Annotated in this window: 18 protein-coding genes and 2 pseudogenes; 10 read left to right on the forward strand and 10 right to left on the reverse strand. The window is 65.2% G+C overall.

Going from position 1 to position 20884, the window contains the following annotated elements:
• Positions 1–42 precede the first annotated feature (42 nt).
• Positions 43–2226, forward strand: a complete 2184-nt coding sequence (locus KRR38_RS26120) for a discoidin domain-containing protein (RefSeq protein WP_217406342.1) — start codon at positions 43–45, stop codon at positions 2224–2226.
• Positions 2227–2272: 46 nt separating this feature from the next.
• Here KRR38_RS26120 and KRR38_RS26125 read toward each other — a convergent pair whose 3' ends face one another.
• The 3 genes from KRR38_RS26125 to KRR38_RS26135 are packed head-to-tail and all read right to left on the reverse strand — an operon-like array spanning position 2273 to position 4570.
• Positions 2273–2689: a nuclear transport factor 2 family protein gene (locus KRR38_RS26125; RefSeq protein ID WP_217406343.1), complete on the reverse strand. Its 417-nt coding sequence runs from the start codon at positions 2687–2689 to the stop codon at positions 2273–2275.
• Positions 2686–4011: an SRPBCC family protein gene (locus tag KRR38_RS26130; RefSeq protein WP_217406344.1), complete on the reverse strand. Its 1326-nt coding sequence runs from the start codon at positions 4009–4011 to the stop codon at positions 2686–2688. Before KRR38_RS26130 ends, KRR38_RS26125 begins: the two co-directional genes overlap by 4 nt.
• Before the next feature lie 16 nt (positions 4012–4027).
• Positions 4028–4570, reverse strand: coding sequence for a nuclear transport factor 2 family protein (locus KRR38_RS26135; protein WP_217406345.1), 543 nt, complete (start codon positions 4568–4570; stop codon positions 4028–4030).
• A gap of 132 nt (positions 4571–4702) precedes the next feature.
• Here KRR38_RS26135 and KRR38_RS26140 point away from each other — a divergent pair, with 132 nt between their 5' ends.
• Positions 4703–5389, forward strand: coding sequence for an SDR family NAD(P)-dependent oxidoreductase (locus KRR38_RS26140; protein WP_217406346.1), 687 nt, complete (start codon positions 4703–4705; stop codon positions 5387–5389).
• Positions 5390–5394: 5 nt separating this feature from the next.
• On the opposite strand, the gene KRR38_RS26145 is transcribed toward KRR38_RS26140, so the two are convergent.
• Both KRR38_RS26145 and KRR38_RS26150 read right to left on the reverse strand, forming a co-directional pair.
• On the reverse strand, positions 5395–5742 hold the full coding sequence (locus KRR38_RS26145) for an EthD domain-containing protein (RefSeq protein WP_217406347.1): 348 nt from the start codon (positions 5740–5742) through the stop codon (positions 5395–5397).
• Positions 5743–5749: 7 nt separating this feature from the next.
• Positions 5750–6925, reverse strand: a complete 1176-nt coding sequence (locus KRR38_RS26150) for an SRPBCC family protein (RefSeq protein ID WP_217406348.1) — start codon at positions 6923–6925, stop codon at positions 5750–5752.
• Between the two features lie 153 nt (positions 6926–7078).
• Here KRR38_RS26150 and KRR38_RS26155 point away from each other — a divergent pair, with 153 nt between their 5' ends.
• Positions 7079–8707: an AMP-binding protein gene (locus KRR38_RS26155; protein ID WP_217406349.1), complete on the forward strand. Its 1629-nt coding sequence runs from the start codon at positions 7079–7081 to the stop codon at positions 8705–8707.
• Here KRR38_RS26155 and KRR38_RS26160 read toward each other — a convergent pair.
• A complete protein-coding gene (locus tag KRR38_RS26160; protein WP_217406350.1) occupies positions 8685–9497 on the reverse strand; it encodes an SDR family NAD(P)-dependent oxidoreductase in 813 nt (270 codons plus the stop codon). The genes KRR38_RS26155 and KRR38_RS26160 overlap by 23 nt on opposite strands.
• Positions 9498–9631: 134 nt before the next feature.
• Between KRR38_RS26160 and KRR38_RS26165 the strand changes: the two genes are divergently transcribed.
• Entirely contained in the window at positions 9632–10390 is a 759-nt protein-coding gene (locus KRR38_RS26165; protein WP_217406351.1) for an SDR family NAD(P)-dependent oxidoreductase, read from the forward strand.
• 63 nt (positions 10391–10453) lie between these two features.
• On the opposite strand, the pseudogene KRR38_RS26170 reads toward KRR38_RS26165, so the two are convergent.
• A pseudogene (locus KRR38_RS26170) lies at positions 10454–11465 on the reverse strand (NADP-dependent oxidoreductase).
• A gap of 152 nt (positions 11466–11617) precedes the next feature.
• Here KRR38_RS26170 and KRR38_RS26175 point away from each other — a divergent pair.
• Positions 11618–13957, forward strand: coding sequence for a TonB-dependent receptor (locus KRR38_RS26175; protein WP_217406352.1), 2340 nt, complete (start codon positions 11618–11620; stop codon positions 13955–13957).
• Positions 13958–13981: 24 nt separating this feature from the next.
• Entirely contained in the window at positions 13982–14746 is a 765-nt protein-coding gene (locus KRR38_RS26180) for an SDR family NAD(P)-dependent oxidoreductase (RefSeq protein WP_217406353.1), read from the forward strand.
• Here KRR38_RS26180 and KRR38_RS26185 read toward each other — a convergent pair whose 3' ends face one another.
• Entirely contained in the window at positions 14747–15760 is a 1014-nt protein-coding gene (locus KRR38_RS26185) for an NADP-dependent oxidoreductase (protein ID WP_217406354.1), read from the reverse strand.
• Positions 15761–15970: 210 nt separating this feature from the next.
• Between KRR38_RS26185 and KRR38_RS37500 the strand changes: the two are divergent.
• The 4 genes and pseudogenes from KRR38_RS37500 to KRR38_RS26200 form a co-directional block, all read left to right on the forward strand.
• A pseudogene (locus KRR38_RS37500) lies at positions 15971–16333 on the forward strand (TonB-dependent receptor plug domain-containing protein); the annotation flags it as partial.
• 919 nt (positions 16334–17252) lie between these two features.
• On the forward strand, positions 17253–18377 hold the full coding sequence (locus tag KRR38_RS37505) for a TonB-dependent receptor (RefSeq protein ID WP_309141142.1): 1125 nt from the start codon (positions 17253–17255) through the stop codon (positions 18375–18377).
• Positions 18378–18526: 149 nt separating this feature from the next.
• Positions 18527–18880: a helix-turn-helix transcriptional regulator gene (locus tag KRR38_RS26195; protein WP_217406355.1), complete on the forward strand. Its 354-nt coding sequence runs from the start codon at positions 18527–18529 to the stop codon at positions 18878–18880.
• Positions 18870–19370 carry an SRPBCC family protein gene (locus KRR38_RS26200; RefSeq protein WP_217406356.1) on the forward strand — a complete coding sequence of 167 codons (501 nt, stop codon included), beginning with the start codon at positions 18870–18872 and terminating at the stop codon, positions 19368–19370. Before KRR38_RS26195 ends, KRR38_RS26200 begins: the two co-directional genes overlap by 11 nt.
• A 7-nt stretch (positions 19371–19377) precedes the next feature.
• Here the strand turns inward: KRR38_RS26200 and KRR38_RS26205 are convergent, their stop codons facing one another.
• On the reverse strand, positions 19378–19806 hold the full coding sequence (locus KRR38_RS26205) for a nuclear transport factor 2 family protein (protein WP_217406357.1): 429 nt from the start codon (positions 19804–19806) through the stop codon (positions 19378–19380).
• A 25-nt stretch (positions 19807–19831) separates the two neighbouring features.
• Positions 19832–20839 (reverse strand): NADP-dependent oxidoreductase, encoded by a 1008-nt coding sequence (locus tag KRR38_RS26210; RefSeq protein ID WP_217406358.1) that lies wholly within the window; start codon positions 20837–20839, stop codon positions 19832–19834.
• Positions 20840–20884: the final 45 nt, after the last annotated feature.

Here is a 20884-nt window from a genome sequence, read left to right on the forward strand (position 1 = left end):
TATCGTCCTGGGCGATTGTCATCGAAACAGGACTACACTGCCTTGCAGCGCTATCTGATGCCCTGGCGGCTTGCCGACCGTTCATGCCGCCTCATTGGTATCTGCCTGGCGACCCTGACCCTTCTGCCGCTGGCGCCGGCGCATGGCGATCCGGTCGCCGAGCAGCGGGTCGTCATCGACCTGTCGGGGGGAACTGCGGGCCATGATTTCCGGCCCGATGAAGCGCTTGGGGCGGCGATCGACGGTTCCGAGGAGGGAGATATCGACCGCCTGCTGACCGGGCGAAACATCCGCGCGATGAAAAGCCTCGGGCTGCGTCCGCTCAGCTACCGCTTGCGGACCGAACTGGGCGTGCAGACCTGGCACTGGAATCCCGTCGGCACCTGGAGCGATCCGGCACGCCAGCAAGGTTACTGGGTGTCGAGCGACAAGCTCGGCCCGCCGATCGCCCTCTCCTGGGGCTACCGCCTGCCACGGCGCGGCGACACGCTCGATAACGCCAACAACGACGACTATTCGCGCCTGACCGACGGCGACCGCGAGAGCTTCTGGAAGTCGAACCCCTATCTCGACCCCAAGGTTCTTCGCGACGGCGAGGAGCACCGCCAATGGCTGGTCGTGCGGTTCGACAAGCCGCGGCCGATCGACAGCGCGGTGATCGATTGGGGCACGCCCTTCGCACTGCGCTATGCGGTGCAATACTGGACCGGCGAAACCGAATACGATCCCAAAGGCCGATGGGTGACTTTCCCCCGCGGCGCAGTCGATGGCGGAAGCGGCGGTGAGGTGAGGCTGGCCTTGGCCGACCGGCCCATCACCACGTCGCACGTCCGCGTGCTGCTGCTTGTCGCATCGGGTACCGCGCCGGCGGGGTCGACCGACTGGCGGGACGGGATGGGCTATGCGGTGCGGGAGGTATCGTTCGGCACCGGGCGAGCGGACGGCACGCTCGACGATGCCGTCGTCCACGCCGCTTCGCACGATCACCAGACCTTCGCCCACGTATCGTCAACGGACCCATGGCACCGTGCCGTCGATCGCAATCCCGCGCTCGAACAGGCCGGAATCGACAGGATTTTCGCGACAGGGCTCGGCTTCGGGCTGCCGATCATGATGCCAACGGGGCTGCTGTTCGACACGCCTGAAAACGTCGCGGCGGAACTGCGCTACATCGCGCGCCGCGGCTATCCGGTGAAGCAGGTCGAACTGGGCGAGGAGCCCGACGGCCAATATGGCGCGGCGGAGGACTATGGCGCGCTCTATCTCGCCATGGCCGATCGCGTGAAGGGCATCCTGCCCGGCGCAAGCCTCGGCGGACCCAGCCTGCAGAGCGCCTTTACCGAGAACTGGATGCAGCCCGAGAAGCCGGGCTCGTGGAACAGCGAATTCATCGCCTACCTCAATCGGCGGCAGCGGCTGGACGACCTGGGCTTCCTGTCGTTCGAATACTATCCTTTCGACGACATCTGCGGCGACATCCACGCCAAGCTGATCCAGCAGAGCGCGATGATGCAAGAGATCGCGCGGAATCTCGACAGCGATGGAGTGCCGCCCGGCACGCCGCGCATCATCACCGAATACGGGTTCTCCGCCTATTCGGGCCGGGCAATGTCCGAGATGCCGAGCGCTCTGCTGATGGCGGGCATCGTCGGGCAATGGCTGAGCCTTGGCGGCCATGCTGCCTATATGTTCGGCTATGGCCCGAACGTGCCGGTGAACCAGCATCTTCCCTGCGCCGGCTATGGCAACATGATGCCGTTCCTGGCTGACGCGAATGGCCAGGCGACGCTACCGATGCCCGGCTATCATACCGGCCGCCTGCTGACCCGGGTCTGGACCGTGCCGGGCCACGGACTTCATCGGGTGATCGACGCCCAGGTGGAGGGATCGGATAATGGGGATGTCGTGGCCTATGCCGTGCTGCGCCCCGACCACAAGCTGGCCGTCCTGCTGATCAACCGCAGCGCCACGCGCACGCACAAGTTGCTGATGGCGGGCAGGGATGGGCTGGGCAAGATTACCGATATCCAGGGACCGGCCGACATCTACAGCTATGGGCCGGATCAGTATGCCTGGCACGATGCCGGCGAGCAAAGCCGCCCTTCGCGCGACGAACCGCCTGTTCGCCGCCGCCAGCCGAAAGGCAGCGCGCGCCTGGAATTGCAGCCCGATACGCTGGCCATTTACGTGGTGAAAGCGGTAGGGGAGGCAGAACGAGGAAGATAGGGCAGCGGCTTTTCGGACGCTCTGCCCAGACCTCCGCCCCAAGCACTCAGGCCGACGGCGGGATCAGGAAGTCCATCGTATATCGCCTGGCCTTCCAGCTGGTCCCGGTCCGCACCAGGTCGAAGTAATAGCGCCCGTGGACGGTAATCGCGCTGCCGTCCTTCCCGCGGCCCATGCCGATGATGTAGGCGCGCGCCGAGGCGGTGTCGGCGGAATAGGCGGTCACGGCGAAGTTGGTCAGGTAATGCGCGTGGTGCGCCATGCCCGCGAACACGCCGGTGAAGAATTCGCGGATGCCGGCATGGCCGCGCTTGTGCGGAAAACCGATGCCCGAGAGGTCGTAGTCGGCGTCTTCGGTAAACACCGCACAGATCCCGTCGATGTCGCTGAGACTGTCGACGGCGTGGCAATAGGCGATGAGCAGGTCCTCGATCGCCAGGCGGTCCTCGATCGGCAGGCTCATGCCGGGCGGCCCAGCACCATGTCGTTGAGCAGTTCATGGAAACGCTGCACGCGCTTTTCCTGGAGCGGCAGCAGGCAGCCCTTGAACCCGCGCGAATTGAGCCCCTGCTGCTGACTGGTGCCGATCGATAGATCCTGATCGGCGACATAGCCGACCGAGACGCCGTCGCCATAGGTGCTGTGGCGCTTGAGTGCGTCGTGGCGCAGCGGCAGCGGGCCGATGGGGGTCTCGACCTCCTTCATGCCCGGCACCGGCGGATAGAGGCACCAGTGCTGGAAGACGCATTTCTCGGGATCGGTCGGATGCGGCTCGGTGCGCAGGATCTGGCACTGCTCGGGCGACATCGTCAGCGTCAGGTTGGGAAACATCGTGCAGTGGAAATAGTCGACCAGTTGCTGGTCGGTCATGTCCGCGTAGTTGGCATAGCCGCGCTCGGGCCCGAGGCTCCGCTTGGCCTCGATCACCGCCTGGCGAATCTCGTCGGTGCGGCCCTGGTAGGCGGCGGGATCGATCCCCCAGGCGCGGGCGACATCGTCGAGCGGGGCGGGCACATCGCCGCTGGCGTAGTCTTTTCGGGTCGTGGCCTGGTGCCCGACCATCCACATCGCGTTGTGCCCCGATGGGTACATCTCGAACAGGGTCGAGGGCAGGCCGTCGTTGATGAAGGTCGCCAGCTCGGGGTGGATCGTCGGGAGGTGATAGGACTCGTTGAAATTGTCGCGGATGATCTTCCAGTTGAACTCGCAGTCGGCCGAGACGTTGAGCACGCGTACCCAGTTCTCCAAGCCATAGCCGGCGAGCCGTTCGGGATAGGGCGAAAGCCAGTCGAGCAAAGGCGGGACGTCGTCGTCCATGCACCAGAACACGAAAGGCCCCCAGATGTCGCAACGCAGCTCGGTCAGGTGCACGCGGCCGCAGGGGTTGCCGTCGGCGAAGTCCTCCGGATCCTGGACGCCGATGAGCGTGCCGTCGAGATCGTACTTCCAGCCGTGGTAGCCACAGGTGATCGCGGGAACGCTCGTCGCTTCGCCCAGGATCAGCCGGTTGCCCCGGTGCGGGCACGAATTGTAGAAGGCGCGGACGGAGCCGTCCTCCTGCCGGACCATGATCACCGATTCCTTGGCGAAGTTGTGGCGGATGATGTCGCCCGCATCCTCGATGTCGGCGAGCACGCCGCCCAGGTGCCAGACCTTGGGCCAGAGATTCTTCATCTCCAGCGCCATCCAGTCCCTGGAAATATAGCGGTCGGCGGTGATCGTGTCGCCGCGCACCGGCTGGTCGAATTCCGGCGAGTAACGGGAAACCTTGGCTTCGGCGTTCATTGCATCCCTTTCGGCTTCAGCCCCGTCCGGCCTGATTGTTTTTCCAGGCAAGCGTTTCGCTGAAATCTTCTCCTCGGCGTCCGGCCCGGTTGGTCGTGGGGTTCGCGGCGAAGAAGCCGTGGTCCGCCGGATCGTCCTTGACCCAATCGGTGATAAGCCTGCGCTTCGCGATCCTCCACTCGCCATTCTTACAGGCGTACTCGTCGACATACCGTCCGGCGATGAACAGGTCGCGCGGCTGCCCGGCTTCGTCGCGGGTGCCGTGCCAGGCCTGGAAATAGCATTCGCCGAGCGCGGTCTCGCCTTGGACCTCGATCCGCATCTGGCCGAGCAGGTGGTGCGTCGCTTCCATCGCGCCGAGCAGATCCTGGCAGAAGTCGACGAAGGCCGCGGCATCGCCGGCGAAAATGCCGGCGTCGATCCAGGCATCGTCGTGGAAGGCGGTGCGCTGCAGCGCGGGATCGAGCCGGTCGAGCCCGCGCATGTAGCGATGGACGGCGTCGGTGATGTCGCGCCGCGCGGCAAGGTCGCGGACTTCCGCTTCGAGATCGAATGGCATCTTGCCTCTCCGGCTGGTTCGGGAGCAGTCTGCCATCTGCGGGGCCGCGGTATATCTGGCACTTCGGACAGTTTTGCCGGTTCGTGCCAAGCCTAGTCTGATGAACAGAGCGATCGAACGAAGGAGATCCTGATGGCGAATGTGGCGATTACCGGGGCCGGGCGTGGCATCGCGCTGGAACTGGTGCGGCAGCATGTGGCCCAGGGCGACCGGGTCTATGCCCTGGCGCGCGATCCGAAGGGCGCCCAGGCGCTGAACGCGCTGGCGGCCGATTCGAGCGGTCTGCTGACTGTGCACGCGATGGACGTTGCTGACGACGCCTCGGTGAAGGCAGGTGCGGCCTCGACCGGCGAGGAGCCGATCGACATCCTTTACAACGTAGCCGGTGTCACCGGCGTCGTCGCGCCCGAGCTCGAAAGCGCCGACTGGGCGCAGTTCGACCAGGCTATCGAGGTCATGATCAAGGGACCGCTGCGCGTCCTGCAGGCCTTCCTGCCGCGGATGCAGGCCGGATCGAAAGTGATGAACATCACCAGCCAGCTCGCGGCTTCGACCTGGCCCTATGGCGGCTTCTATTCCTATGTCGCGGCGAAGGCGGGGCTCAACCGGATGATGCGATCGGTGGCGATCGACCTCAAGGGCCGCGGCATCGTCGTCGGCCTGATCCATCCGGGCTATGTCCAGACCGACATGGGCGGCGCCGGTGCGGACATCACGCCGCAGGAAAGCGCCACCGGCGTGCGGACACTCGCAGAGGGCTGGACGCTCGACAAGTCGGGCGACTTCTACAGGTGGAACGGCGAAATCCACCCCTGGTGATCTGATCAGATCTCCGAGCGCCGTTCCTCCACCGCGAACGAACGGATGCGGTTGCGGTCGAACAGGCGTGCCTCGTCCTCGGCGATCATCCTGGCCATCGCCGGCTGGGCCAGCGCGGCGAAACAGGCGTCGCGTGCCGCCTCGTCGGCGAAGTCGATCTCCATGACCACATCGGCGTCCTCCCATCGGTCTTCGCCGTCCAGCGGATGCAGGAAGCGCCGGACGTAGCGCGTGGCGCGGCCGGCGAGCACGCTCTCGCCGATGCGACGGTGGTTCTCCTCGTAGTAGGCGATGAAGTCCGTCTTGCTCATACCTTCGCGCCGTTTGAGCAGCGTTATGACCGTGACCGTCACCGGCCTCTCACATCACCGGTTCGGGCAGCGACGGATCATCCTCCAGATACCAGTTCAGCCATTCGTGGAAGTACTGGTTGCCGCGCTCGTTGCGGCCGAAGACGAGATCGTCGTGCGCGCCGCTCTCCAGGCCCTTCTGGATATCCAGCCCGATCACGTAATCCTCGTTGTAGGTCACATCGCGGAAGAAGTTGATCATGGCTTCGATATTGGCGCGGTCCTCGTCGTCACGCGGGGCTTCGCGGCGCAGGTAGTTGAGCACGGTCCGGTTACGGTCGGGCGTCGGCCCGGGAAAGAGCTGTGCGATCTGGGTGATCTCGGGCGCGATGAAGATCGACACGTTGGGGAAGAAGATCCGCACGAAATCGTAACCGTTGTTCTCCTGGCTGCCCCATTGCTCACGCGGAAGCGGGCGCAGCGCTTCCGAAATCCGTCGTTGCGGAAAACCGATGCGGATGTTTGGGCCGAAGCCTTCGTAATGCGTGCAGTTCGAGGGGGTACGCGGGGCGATCGTCTCGGGGTGCAGCGAGGCGAAGTGGTAGCCTTCGAGATAGCCGTCGAAGGCAATCTTCCAGTTGGCCCCGACGATCTCGCGCGAGCCGAGGTAGGACCAGCCGGCGAAGTCGAGCGCTGCGAAATCCTCGAGGAAACCGCGGAAATGGTTGTCGAGATCCAGCGGCGCGTTGGGTGTCAGGCAGGCGAAGATCATGCCGGCACGTTCCTCGCACGGTAGCTCGCGCAGGCCGCGCGCGGCCTTGTCGACCTCTCCGAAAGTGCCTGCTTCCGAGACCGCGAGCAGCTTGCCGTCCTGGCCGTAGGTCCAGGCGTGGTACTTGCAGGTGAAGCGCGCGCAGTTGCCCTTGCCCTCGGCCACTGGCGCGCCGCGGTGCGCGCAGACGTTGAGGAAGGCGCGGACCGTGCCGTCCTTGGCGCGGCTGATCAGCACCGGCAGGCCGACGGCATCCATCGTCTTGAAATCGCCGGGATTGGGCAGTTCCGCGGTGAAGGCGAGCATCAGCGGTACGCGTTTGAACACCAGCTCCATCTCGGCGCGCCACTGGTCGGTGTCGGTATAGGAGCGCGTGGGGACCGGCATCGGCTTGTCGGTCTGGAAGGTCTTCTTGTTCTCGACATAGTCGAGCATGATCTCGGCAACGTCGCCGAGCTGTTCAATGCGGTCCACGCTCGTCTCCCGGATGGTGCTATGGATGCGAGTTGAGCAAAGCGGCGGAGCGCCGACAAGCTGCGAGAGGTGACAGGTACCCCCGGAATTCTTGGGCGATGCTTGGCCTTTTCGCCAGTTGGCGCGCGGGGAAGGGAAGGGCAGTGCTGGGCGATGGATGAGAGAAGCGCGCCGCCCTGGCGCTGGCTGCATATTCCCGCACCGCACCAGCAGGCTTTCGCCGGCGCCGGCCTGTGGGACGAGCGCACGATCGCCGATCAGGCCTATGTCCTGGCCGAACAGGATCCCGGCTTCGTCGCCTTCGTCGAGGGTGAGGAGCGCCTGACCCGCGAGGCTCTGGTGGCCGACGCCGAGGCGCTGAGCGTCGCGCTTCACGCGCGCGGGCTGCGGCCCGGCGATGTGATCGCCTTCCAGGTGCCCAACTGGCGTGAGGCGGCGGTGATCAACCTGGCCGCGGCGATGTCGGGCCTAGTCGTCAATCCGATCGTGCCGATCTACCGCGACCACGAAGTCACGCAGATGCTGGGCGACTGCGGCGCGCGGGCGTTCTTCGTCGCAGCCGCGTTCCGAGGCTACGACTTCGCCGCGATGGCGGCCCGCGTCGGCGCCGTGTTGCCCGACCTGGCCCAGGTCTTCACCGTGCGCGGCGAGGGCGCGAACGACCTGTCGGCGCTGCTGGCCGAGGGGCGGGGCAAGGCTTTCGCGCGACCGAAGGTCGATCCGCTGGGGGTCAAGCTGGTGCTCTATACCTCGGGCACCACCGGGCGGCCGAAGGGCGTGCTGCATAGCCACGTGACGCTGCAGCGCATCGTCGCCGCGAGCACGCGCCACTGGGGCGTGCAGGCTGGCGAGGGAACGCTGATGCCATCGCCCGTCACGCATATATCCGGCTATGCCAACGGGCTCGAGGCGCCGCTGATCTGCGGCACGCGGACCGTGCTGATGGAAAGCTGGGACGCCGGCGCAGCGCTGGCGCTGATCGAGCGCCACCAGCTCGTCGGGACGACCGCGGCGACGCCTTTCCTTGTCGAGCTCGCCGCCGCCGCGCGGGCGAGCGGCAATCGCCTGCCCTCGTTCCGCTACTTCGCCTGCGGCGGCGCGGCGGTGCCGTCGGACCTGATCCCTGCGGCCAATGCCGCGTTCCAGAACTGCCATGCCTTCCGCGTCTTCGGCTCGTCGGAAGTGCCGCTGGTGACTTTCGGCTGGCCGCGCGACGCCAATCTGGCGGCGACCACCGACGGCGAGATCGTCGACTACGACGTGCGTATCGTCGATACCGATGATCGCCCGCTCGCCGAGGGCATGGAAGGCGAGATCCTCGCGCGCGGGCCGGGCATGCTGCTCGGCTATGCCGACGAAGCGCAGACGCGCGAGGCAATCACGCCCGACGGCTTCTTCCGCACGGGCGACCTCGGCGTGCGCACGGCGGACGGCGCGATCACGATCACCGGGCGCAAGAAGGACCTCATCATCCGCGGCGGCGAGAACATCTCGGCCAAGGAGATCGAGGACGTGCTCCACACCCACGCCGCAGTGCGCGAGTCGAGCGTCGTCGCGATGCCGCATGCCCGGCTGGGCGAGGGTGTCTGCGCCTACGTGATCGCGCGCGGCGAGGAAGCACCTTCGCCCGAAGCGCTCGCCGCCCATGTCGTCGCCAGCGGCCTGGCCAAGCAGAAGATTCCCGAGCGTTTCGAGCTGGTCGATGACTTTCCGCGCACCGCCTCGGGCAAGGTCCGCAAGGACCTGCTGCGCGCCGACATCAAGGCGAAGTTGGAGCGCTAGCTGCGGCCACCGCGGCCGCGATCTCGTCGTTGGTCGGATTGCGTCGCAAGGTCAGTCCCCCGTTTACCTGGAGGTTCTCGCCGGTCATGAAGCACTGGTCGCCGGCGAGCCAGACGGCGGCGGCGGCGATGTCGTCCGACGTGCCGATGCGGCCGAGCGGGTAGCCGGCGAGGAAGGCGTCGAACAGGCCGGGCACTTCCTTGTGCTCCGCGGTCATCGGTGTGTCGGTGAGGCCCGGCGAGATCGAATTGGCACGGATGCCCTCGCGGCCGAACTCGTGCGCGACGCAGCGGATGACGTGGTCGGCGCCGGCCTTGGTGCCCATGTAGGCGGCGTGGTCGTTGAGCATGATCGTCGCGGTCGCCGAGCTGATCTGGATGATCGACCCGCCGCGCCCGCCGCGGCTGAGCGCCATCTTGCGGATCATCGCCTGGTAGAAGTGGAACGGGCCGACATATTGCAGCGCGGTCATCGCCATCAGCTCTTCATGCGTCGTGTCGAGGAAAGGCTTGAGTAGCCCCCAGCCGGTAGCGTTCACTGCGATGTCGATGCCGCCGAGTTTCGCTTGCGCACTGTGGGCGAGCGCGGCCACGCTCGCGTCGTCGGTGAGATCACAGGACGCCCATTCGCAGCCTTCGGCGCGCGCGAAGCTTTCGAGCACTTCGGCCTTGCGCCCAGAGACCAGCACCTTGGCGCCTTCCGAGAGGAACTGCCGGGCGATGTGCTGGCCCATGTTGCCTTCGCTGCTGGCGCCGAGCACCACGGCGGTCTTTCCTGCGAGCTGTCCCACGGCATGCTCTCCCTCTTGCTGTCCTCGCGAGCTAGCACGCCCTGCCGGGCCCCAATCCTGACCAAAAATACAGTGGTCCGAGGCAGGCCGAAGGGCGAGAAGGCGGCATCATCAAAATAGGCGAGGAGCGAGCGATGGATCTGGGTCTGAAAGGCAAGAAGGTCATCCTGACCGGCGGCAGCCGCGGCATCGGCCGTGCGGCGCTGGAACTCTTCGCCGCGGAAGGCTGCGACGTCGCCTTCTTCTCGCGCAATCCCGAGCAGGTCGACGAGACGGTGAAATCGCTGTCGCGCCACGGCGGCAAGGTCGTCGGCGAGGCTTTCGACATGAGCGATCTCGATGCCTATGCAGCCTGGCTCAAGTCGGCGGCCGACAAGCTCGGCGGCTGCGACGTGTTCGTTCCGGGTGCCAGCGCATCGGGCTCGGGTGCCACGGGCGACTGGGACACCTGCTACAACGTCGACGTCAAGGGCACGGTGATCGGCTGTGAGACGTTGACGCCCTATCTCGAAAAGTCCGGTGCGGGCTCAATCGTCATCCTGTCGAGCACCGCGGGCGTCGAGACCTTCATCGTTCCGCAGGCGTTCAACGCGCTCAAGGGCGCGCTGATCACCTATGCCAGCCAGCTGGGCCAGCAGCTCGGCCCGCAAGGCATCCGAGTCAACACGGTTTCGCCGGGCCCGATCGCGTTCCCGGGCGGCAACTGGGAAGCGATCAAGGCCGGCGCGCCCGAGCTTCACGCTGCGACCGAAGCGCAGTTCGCGCTGGGCCGCTGGGGCGGGCCGGACGAGGTGGCAAAGACCATCGTCTTCCTTGCCAGCCCGGCTTCGTCCTACACGACGGGTACCAACGTGATCATCGACGGCGGCTATACCAAGCGCGTCCAATTCTAGGGGTTTTACCGCTCTCTCCGCACCTCGCGCGGCAGGCCTTGCGGCTTGCCGCGCTTCTCTTCGTCAGGCGATCTTGAGCACCAGCTTGCCGGTATTGGCGCCGCTGAACAGCCGCATGAAGGCCGGGTAGGCATTCTCCAGACCCTCCTGGATGTCCTCGTCCATGCGCAGCCGGCCCTCGGCCATCCACCGCGCCATCTGCGCGCCGCCCTCGGCGAAACGGTCGACGTAGCCGGCGATGAGGAAGCCATGGATCGTCGCCTCGCGCGCGATGACCTCCCAGAGGTTGCGGACGCCGATCTTCTCGGGCGCGTTGTACTCGCTGATCAGGCCGCAGAGCACGATGCGGGCACGGTGGGCCAGGTTGAGCAGCTCGGCGTCCATGACGTCGCCGCCGACGTTCTCGAAGACGATGTCCGCCCCTTGCGGCGCGGCGGCGGCGATCTCGGCGGCGAGGGCGTCGACCGACTTGCCCTTGTAGTCGATCGCCACATCGAAGCCGTAGTCGTCCAGCAGCCGCCGGCACTTGTCGGGTCCGCCGGCTATGCCGATCACGCGGCAGCCGGCGATCTTGCCGAGTTGGCCGACGACCGAGCCGACCGCCCCCGCCGCACCCGAAACGAGCAGCGTTTCCCCGGCCCGAGGCTTGGCCACGTCGAGCCCGAAATAGCTGGTCAGCCCAACCGCCCCCAGAACCGAGAGAAAGTTCGACGGTGACCCGACCTGGCCGATGTCGATCGGCATGGTGAAGCCGCCTGGCAGCGCCACCGAATAGTCCTCCAGCGCGTTCACGCCGAGCACCCACTGGCCTGGCGCGAAGTCGGGATTGTCCGAGGCATGGACCGTGCCGACGGTCGTTGCGCGGACGGGATCGCCCAGGGGGGATCGGCGGCATGTAGCTGGGCACGTCGTCCATCCAGCCGCGCTGGGCGGGATCGAGCGAGCCGAAGCGGTTGCGGATGACGAAGCCGCCGGGCGGAGGCGCCGGTACGGGATTGTCGGCCAGACGAAAATCTTCGGCGACCGGCGAGCCTTGTGGCCGCCGTACAAGCAAGAATTGCCGATTCCCGGTCATGATCGCGCTCCTAATTTCGACCCTAGAGGTCGCGCGGAGACGCGCGGGGCGCACCTATTTCTTTTGGCAGTTAATTCTCTCGGGCCAACCGTAGCATAGCATGTTTACGCCAGCGGACAGAAGTTCTGCGGCAAATCTGGGGGACGGAAATCATGCGCTTCGCATATGGACACCGCGTGCTTGTTGCCGCGCTTTCGACATCGGCTCTTGCCGGATTTTCGACGCCGGTCCTGGCGCAAGAGGCGGCCGCAGGAGCGACCGCGGAAGTTGATCCCAACGAAATCATCGTTTCGGCCCGCCGCCGCGACGAAACCCTGTCGACGACGCCGGTCGCCATCACTGCGATCAATACCGCAATGCTCGAAGCGAAGGCTGCCGTGAACATCGGCGATCTCCAAGGCGCGGCACCGGGCCTGTTGATCACCCAGCAAAATTCAGGCGCGCAGGCGGCCAACATCTCGATCCGCGGCCTGACCTATGCCGATATCGAGAAATCGCAGACGCCAACCGTAGGCGTGGTCGTCGATGGCATCACCATCGGCACCAGCACCGGCCAGCTCCAGGACGCGTTCGATATCGCCCAGATCGAAGTCCTGCGCGGCCCGCAGGGTACTCTGTTCGGAGCCAATACCATCGGAGGCGTGGTCAACATCCAGCGCACCAAGCCGACGATGGAGCCCGGTCTCAAGGCCGAGTTCACCTATGGCAAGTGGAACACGTGGTCGGCCAAGGCTATCGCCAATTATGGCGATGGCAGCACCTGGGGCGTCAAGCTGTGGTACTTTCACAACCAGACCGACGGTTTCTATGACAACGTCATTCGCAACGTCAGCGCCGGCTGGAGCAAGGGCGACAGCTATGGCGGCAGCCTGCTGTTCCGCCCGGCAGGCTCTGACTTCGACGCTCAGCTGACCGTCGAGAACGTGGTGCAAAGCTTCGATCCGGTAGTCTCCAACATCGCAAAGACCGGTGAAGTATTCTGCGGCTTCGAGCCAGCACGGGAATGCAACCGCAATACCACCACCGACCTATATACGACCTTCGGCCAGGCGGCGGATAGCCACTATCACGCACCAGACGCGACGCTGACGATGAACTACCAGCTTGGCACGGTGAAACTGTCATCGATCAGCGGCTGGCGCCACAGCCGCGAGGAGCAGACACAGGACTTCGATGGATCTTCGACCGATCTCTATTATGTCGATCGCCGCCAGCACTACACACAGTGGAGCCAGGAGCTGCGCGCCTCTGGCAATCTGTTTCAGGGCTTCGACTATGTCGTCGGCGGTTATTATTTCAAGTCGACTTACGATCTGACGCAATGGTCGCGCGTATTCGGCTTCGCGCCCACGGTCCCGCCGACCCTCTTCGACAAGGCCGCGCAGCATGTCGAGGGCAAGACCGAAAGCTACGCAGTGTTCGGCGACTTCAACTGGGCCTTCGCCGACAAGTTCCGCCTGTCATTCGGCGGTCGCTACAGCCATGACAACAAGCAGCTTTACAACGGCTTCGCCCCCAACGTGCTGATCGATCCGGCGAACGTGTCGCGCAGCCAGTTCGCGGCTGTCGGCACCGGCAACGCCAGCTTCAACAAGTTCACGCCCAAGGTCGGGATCGACTACCGCCCGAACAGCGACGTCATGCTCTATGCCTCATGGTCGCGCGGCTACCGATCAGGCGGCTTCAGCCCCCGAGCCGCTACCGCTGCCACGGCCAGCACCCCGTTCCAGCCGGAAACCGTGGATGCCTATGAGATCGGTGCCAAGCTGGCGGCTTTCGACCGCAAGCTCGAGATCAACATCGCCGGCTACATTTCCGACTACAAGAACATGCAGCAGAATCTGACCGTGCCCGGTGGCCCAACCGGCAACCAGACGATCACCGGCAACGTCCCGGGCGGCGCGATCATCAAGGGCATCGAAGGCGATTTCACCCTGCGTGTGGCCGAGGGTTTGCGGATCAGCGGCTCGGTAGCGGTGATGGACTCGCATTTTCGTAATTTCGTCACTTGCGGTGCCTATGCTGGCGCTGTGGCCGCCAACAGTTGCGGCGCCGGATTGGTACCGTTCGACTATTCGGGCAACAACCTGATCTACGCACCCAAGTTCACCAGTTCGCTCAATGGCGAGTACACGCTGCCCACCAGCTTCGGCAAGATCGTGACCTCGGTTGGCTGGCGCCACATCAGTCCCTATGACGAGCAGCTCTCCGCTGAATCGCTGACCGCGGTTACCAACGGCGCGGGTGCGGCGACGCTTATCAAGGTCAACGGCAACGACGCCCGCGTGCGCACTGTCACTCAGGACCTCGTCGACGCCAGCATGACCTTCAACTTCTCGCTTCAGGGCGTCGATGCTTACTTCCGCGTGTTTGGCCGCAATCTTGCCGACACCCGCACTACCACCCACGCTTTCACCGTTGCGGGCCTTTGGTCGTTCGGCATGGGCCTCGAGCCACGCACCTTCGGCGGTACGCTCGGCATCAAGATGTGAATTTCCAGGGAATCGGAGAATAGGATGGGTCGTCTGCAAGATAAGGTCGCACTGGTCACGGGTGCGGCCTCGGTGCCGGGGCTCGGCAGCGCCACTGCGCAGCGCTTTGCCGAGGAAGGCGCGATCGTCTGGCTGACCGACCGCGACGCCGCGGGCGCCGAGAAGGCGGCGGCCGCGATCCGTGCCGAAGGCGGCCGCGCACACTCGGCCTCGCACGACGTGACCAGCGAGGCCGACTGGGACCGGGTGATGGCCGAGATCGACAGCGCTCACGGCCGGCTCGACGTTCTGGTCAACAATGCCGGCATCGCCGTGTTGCGGCCAATCGAGGACATGACGCTGGCCGAATGGAACCTGCAGAACGACGTCAATCTCGCCAGTGTCTTCCTCGGCACCAAGCGCGCCGTCGTAGCGATGCGCAAGGCCGGCAACGGCGGCTCGATCATCAACCTGTCGTCGGTCGCCGGTCTGTTCGGCGTTCCCGCCTGCGGCGCCTATGCGGCGTCGAAGGGTGGTGTCCGGCTGTTCTCGAAAGTCATCGCGGTCGAATGTGCGAAGGACAGGATCCGCTGCAACTCGGTGCATCCGGGCATGATCCTGACCAACATGCAGGGCGTCGCGGCCGAGGATAACGCGGCCAACTACGATGCCACACTCGCGCTGATCCCGATGGGCTACATGGGCGACCCGATCGAGATCGCCAACATGAACCTGTTCCTGGCCTCGGACGAATCCCGCTACGTCACCGGCACCGAGATGATCGTCGACGGCGGGATGGCGGCAACCTGATCAGTCCTCGGCGACCCTGACCAGCACCTTGCCGATATTGCCGCCGCTCAGCATGTGGGCGTAGGCGTCGAGCACTTTTTCCATGCCCCCGAACTCGTCGAAGCGCAGCGCCAGCTTGCCTTCGTCGAGCCAGGTGCGCAGCTGCGGCAGGAATTCGGCGCCGCGCTCGAGGAAGTCGGGGATGAAGAAGCCCTCGACCCGCAGCCGTCGCATCAGGATCTGGTCGAAGCGGGTCGGGCCGGGCATCGGCCTGTCTCCGTCGTAGCTGGCGACGAGGCCGCAGATGGCGATGCGGCCGTAGTGCGCCATGTTGGGCAGAACCGCGTCGAGGATCGGCCCGCCGACATTGTCGAAATAGGCATTCAGGCCGCCGTCGATCGTGGCGAGCGCCGCCGCGACGTCCTCGTTGCGGTAGTCGATCGCCAGGTCGACGCCGATCTCCTCGCGCAGGTAGCGGCACTTCTCCGGCCCGCCGGCGATGCCGACCACTTTCGCGCCGAGATTCCGGCCGACCTGACAGGCCAGGCTGCCCGTCGCGCCGGCCGCGGCAGATACTGCGAGCCACTCGCCGGGCTTCACACCGGCTACTTCCTTGACTCCGACATAGGCTGTCCAGGCGTTCATCCCGAGCGCGCCGAAATGCTGGCGCGGATCGGCCACGGTCTCGTCGAGCAGTTCGAGCCCTGCCAGGTCGGGCGCCACGTCGGCATATTCGGCCCACTGGCCGAAGCCGCGGACCAGGGCGCCCACGGCAAAGCGCGGGTCGCGGCTTTCCGCGACCCGGCCCAGGCACAGGCCGATCATCTTGGCGCCCAGCGGCAGCGGCGCCTGATAGCCGTCGGTGCGAGGACTCATCCACATGCGCGTGCCTGCGTCCATCGACAGCCAGAGCGTGCGGATGCGTACCTGGCCTTCGCCGAGCGGCGCCAGGCTCTCCTCGCGCAGGCTCAGCGCGGCGCGGAAGTCGCTGCCCTCGGGATGGTGGTCCAATTGCCAGAAACGGTTGATCGTCATGTCGGGTCTCCCGCCTGGAGGCCTGCCGGTCGGTCGCCGAGCGAGAACCTGCCCAAAAGGTTAGGGCTAGTATTTTGGCGAGGAATGAAAGGGTTCGAGCGGACGTAGAAGCCGCCCCAAGACAATATTGGGAGGTTTTGGATGACGCTGCGCAAGGCGAGCTTGCTCGCATCTAGCATTCTCGGTCTCACGGTCTCTGCCGTGCCGGCGATGGCCCAGACTTCGGAGCCCGCTGCCGGTCCGGCGGCCGAGGAACAGGGCGGCCTTAGCGACATCGTCGTCACGGCGCGCAAGCGCGAGGAAACCGCGCAGAGCGTCCCTGTTTCGGTGACCGCGATTTCGGAGAAGGTGATCCTCCAGCGCGACATCACCAGCATCGAGAAGATCGCCGCGGCGACGCCGAACCTCAACGTCGGCCGTGCTTCGAACGGGTCTGGCGCCCAGCTCACGTTGCGCGGCATCGGCTCGTCGTCGACTTCGATCGGTATCGAGCAGTCGGTCGCAGTCGTCGTCGACGGCGCTTATTACGGGCAGGGCCGGATCATCCAGGAGGGCTTCTTCGATCTCAAGCGCGTCGAAGTGCTGAAGGGTCCGCAGGCGCTGTTTTTCGGTAAGAATGCTACCGCCGGCGTGATCTCGCTGACTACCAACGATCCGGGCGACAAGCCCGAATTCATCGCCCGTGCCGGCTACGAATTCCGCTCGCACCAGTATCAGGGCGAGTTCATCGCTTCGGGCCCGCTGTCGGACACGGTGGGCGTCCGTCTGGCGGTCCGCGGCTCGAAGATGGACGGCGGCTATTTCAACAACGTCTCGGTCAACCGTACTTACGTCACCGCGGACATCCAGAGCCTGCTCGCGGGCGGCACCGGCAATCCGATCAGCCACACGGCCACGCCCGCGGCCTCGCGCTCGCCGGGCGAGGACGAGCTGCTCGGCCGCCTGACCTTGAAGTTCACGCCGAGCGACCGCTTTACCGCGACGCTGAAAGGCGCTTACGACTATAACAAGGTCAACAACTCCTCGTGGAACTACGTCGCCTTCAATTGCGGCCTGCCCAGTGGGCTAAGCCAGCTCACCGGCTATCGCTGCGAGAAGGATTTCGTCACTCACCAGAACAACATGCCGGCCGATATCGCGGCAACCTTCCCCTATGCCGAGAAAGACGGCTCGCTTTACAACCGTTACCGCTCGTGGGCGCTCAACGGGAACCTCTCGTACGAGCTCGACAACCTGACGATCAGCTCGGTCACCAACTACAACACCAACAACAACCGCTGGGCCTGCGCCTGCGACTTCCAGACGAGCAATGCCGGCCAGTGGGCGACCGAGAATTCGACCTGGAAGGCTTTCTCTCAGGAACTGCGCGCGCAGACCACGCTCGACGGTCCGATCAACGGCATGATCGGCGCGCTCTACCAGAAGACGCGGCGCGATTTCGGCCAGTACATCGCCTTCGCCGGCCTGCGTAACAGCGCGGCGCCGACCAGCGATGTCTACGTCGCCACGCGCAAAACCAGCTTCACCAAGGGCGAGACTTTCGCCGTGTTCGGCCAGCTTTCCTGGAAGATCGTCCCCGAGCTCGAGCTGGCGGGGGGGCGTCCGCTATACCCACGAGACCAAGGACAGCTTCTTCAGCCAACCCTACAACAATCCGGGCGTGACTTCGATCTTCCGCCCCGCGAACGATCCCGATGGCCTCGGCCAGATCAATGCCGACCAGACCTTCAACAACTGGTCGCCCGAAGTCACGCTGACCTACAAGCCCACCGACGACATCCTGATCTATGGCGCGTTCAAGACCGCCTACAAGTCGGGCGGCTTCTCCAACGGCGGCATCAACTCGAAGTTCTCGTCCAATCCGCTCGACGACCTTACTTTCGATCCGGAACGCGCGCGCGGCTTCGAGGCGGGTATCAAGACGACGCTGGCCGACAACCAGCTTCGCCTGAACCTGACGGCCTTTACCTACAAGTATCTCGATCTGCAGGTCGATTTCTTCAACTCGCCGATCTTCGCGTTCCAGACGCTGACCGCCGACGCCAAGACGTCTGGTGTCGAGGCAGAGTTCGAATATGCCCCGCGCAGCGTGGCAGGGCTCAACCTGCACGGTTCGGTCAACTACACCGATGCGCACTATACCAAGTTCCCCAATGCGCCGTGCTATGCCGGCCAGACCATCGCCCAGGGCTGCACGCTGATAGGCGGCATCTTCTCGAACCAGAACCTCAACGGCGCGCCGCTGTCGGTTGCGCCGAAGTGGACCGGAAATCTGGGCGTCGCTTATGAAATGCCGGTCGGCAGCGACCTCAAGTTCGGCATCAACGTCGACGGGCGCTACAGCGGATCGTATCTCGCCTCGGGCTTCGGCAATCCGCGCTCGCGCCAGGACAGCTATGTCACGCTCGACGCCGGCATCCGCTTCGGCGCCGAGGACGACAATTGGGAGATCGCGCTCGTTGGCAAGAACCTGACCAACGCGTTCTACGTCAGCGGCGTGGTCGACGGTCCCTCGACGGGCAGCGGCACCGGCACTGCGGCCGGCGTCCCCGCGGACCAGCTCGGCTTCGCCAACCTCCCGCGCACGGTGCGGGTGCAGGTTACCAAGCGCTTCTGATCTCTCTCCCTTGGAAGCGCACGGGGAGGGCGGGGCCAAGGCTCCGCCCTTTCTGTTCGAGCGCCGAACTTCCGGCCGATCCGGCGAGCGACAGGGCGCGTGGCAAGCCTCTTGCACCTGGCCCGTCGGCATACTAGATACTGAACTATATGGTTCAGTATTCAAGCACTCACCTCGATGCATCTTTCGCCGCTTTGTCGGATGCCACCCGGCGTGGCGTGCTGGAACAGCTTGGACGGGCGGACGCTTCGATCTCGGCCCTGGCCGAGAAGTTCCACATCACCCTCACGGGCATGAAGAAGCACGTCAGCGTGCTGGAGCGTGCGGGACTGGTCACGACAGAAAAGGTCGGGCGAGTGCGGACCTGCCGGCTGGGCGCCCTTGGGCTGGATGCGGAGGCCGCGTGGATCGACAGGTACCGCCAGCTTTGGGACGCGCGCTTCGATGCTTTGGACAGGGTGGTTGCCGAACTCAAGCTGAAGGAGAATTCCGATGGGTCTTAGCAGTCACGAATCCAGCACCGGGCAATCCCGCACCAAAGTCGAGAGGTCCGATCGGGAGCTGATCGTCACGCGCACTTTCGACGCGCCCGCCCGCCTGCTGTTCAAGGCCTGGACCACGCCCGAGTTGTTCATGCGGTGGTGGGCGCCGAAGTCCTCGGGCATGCTTCTGCGAACCTGCGCGATGGACGTGCGTGTCGGCGGTAAGTACCGGCTCGAGTTCGCAAGGGATGCTTCGCACATCATGGCGTTCTTCGGGACTTATCTCGAAGTCGAACCGGACTCGCGGATCGCCTGGACCAACGAGGAGACCGATGACGGCCCCGTGACCTCGGTGACCTTCGCTGAGTCGAACGGCAAGACGCTGCTGACCTTCAACGAACGCTACGCCTCGAAGGAAGCGCTCGACGAAGCCTTCGTCGGGATGGAAGGCGGGATGCCCGAGCAACTCGACCAGCTCGATGAACTGCTCGCCAGCCTGGGAGAGCCGTAAGCTCGGATCAGACGCCTTTGGGCGCGTGCTGGCGGTGGCGGTTGCGGAACACGCGGCTCTGGAACAGCCACTGGCCGTCGCGCTTGACGCAGACGTCCTCGTAAGTGCCGCGGTCGCGCTTGGTCAGGCCTTCCTGGTCGTAGATCTCGGAGGTGTAGCTGCGCATCACCGCGCGGTCGCCGTCGATCTCGATCGAACCGGGCCAGGCTTCGAACATGATCCCCGGATAGGCCTTCATCGCCTCGATCCACATGGCGACGATCGCTTCGCGACCTTTGGTCGTGCCGATCTCGGGATAGTCGGGCAGCGACCATTCGCCGTCCTCGGCCCAGGTCGCGCCCCAGGCCGCGGAATCGCTCTGCGTCACTGCATCGGCGTAGGTCTCGAGCAATTCGCGGATCGCCAGGCGGTCTTCGCTGGGGCCGGTGAAAGGCATGGCATGGTCTCCCGTTGATTGGTTTCTAGATGCGGACGATCGTCTTGCCGATGGTGCGGCCGGACATCAGATCGATGAAGGCCTCGGGCAGCTTTTCGAAGCCGTCGCGGACATTGGCGAGCGGCTTCAGCTTGCCCTCGGCGACCCAGCCGTCGAGCTCCTGCTGTGCCTGGTTGAGCACGCCCGGATAGTCGTAGGTGATGAAGCCCTGCATCTTGATCCGGTTGACGACGAGCTGCCACAGCGTTGTCACGCCGTGCGGATGGTCTGCATCGTTGTACTGGCCGACCATGCCGCAGACCGGCACGCGGCCGTGAAGGCGCATCAGCGGCAGGATCGCTTCGAGGGTCTCGCCGCCGACATTGTCGAAATAGACGTCGACGCCCTCGGGCGCCACGCGCGCGATCTCGGCGGCGATGTCGGGCGTTGCGCGGTAGTCGATCGCCGCGTCGAAGCCGAGTTCGCGGATGACCTGGGCCTTCTCGGGCGAGCCGACGAGGCCGATGACCTTGCAGCCGCGCGCCTTGGCGATCTGGCCGACGGTGGAACCCGTAGCCCCCGCCGCCGCACTGATGACCACGGTTTCGCCCGGCTTCGCCTCGCCGACCGCGAACAGGCCCACCCAGGCGGTCAGTCCGACCGGCCCGAGAGCGCCCATATAGTGATAGAGTTCGGTTCCGGGCTGCGGCTTCACCACTTCGAGGCCGAGCGCGTCGGGTCCGATCACATAGTGGTCCGACCAGGTCGCGAAAGTGCGCACCAGCGTGCCCACCGGATAGGCCGGATTGTTCGACGCCACGACCTCACCCAGCGACATGCCGGCGATCGGCGCGCCCAGCGCCACCGGCGGAAGATAGGACGGCCGATCGTCCAGAAAACCGCGGATTGCCGGGTCGACCGAACCGACGCGCATCCTGACCAGGATCTCGCCCTCGCCGGGCTCGGGCATCGGCGCCTCAGCAAGCGCGAAGTCGCTGGGCTGGGGCACGCCCTGGGGGCGGTTGACGAGGATGATCTGGCGGATGGTTCCCATGATGCGTTCATAGCGCGCGCGGGAACCCGGCACGGCTAGTTTAAT

It is taken from the genome of Novosphingobium sp. G106 (assembly GCF_019075875.1).
Taxonomy (GTDB): Bacteria; Pseudomonadota; Alphaproteobacteria; order Sphingomonadales; family Sphingomonadaceae; genus Novosphingobium.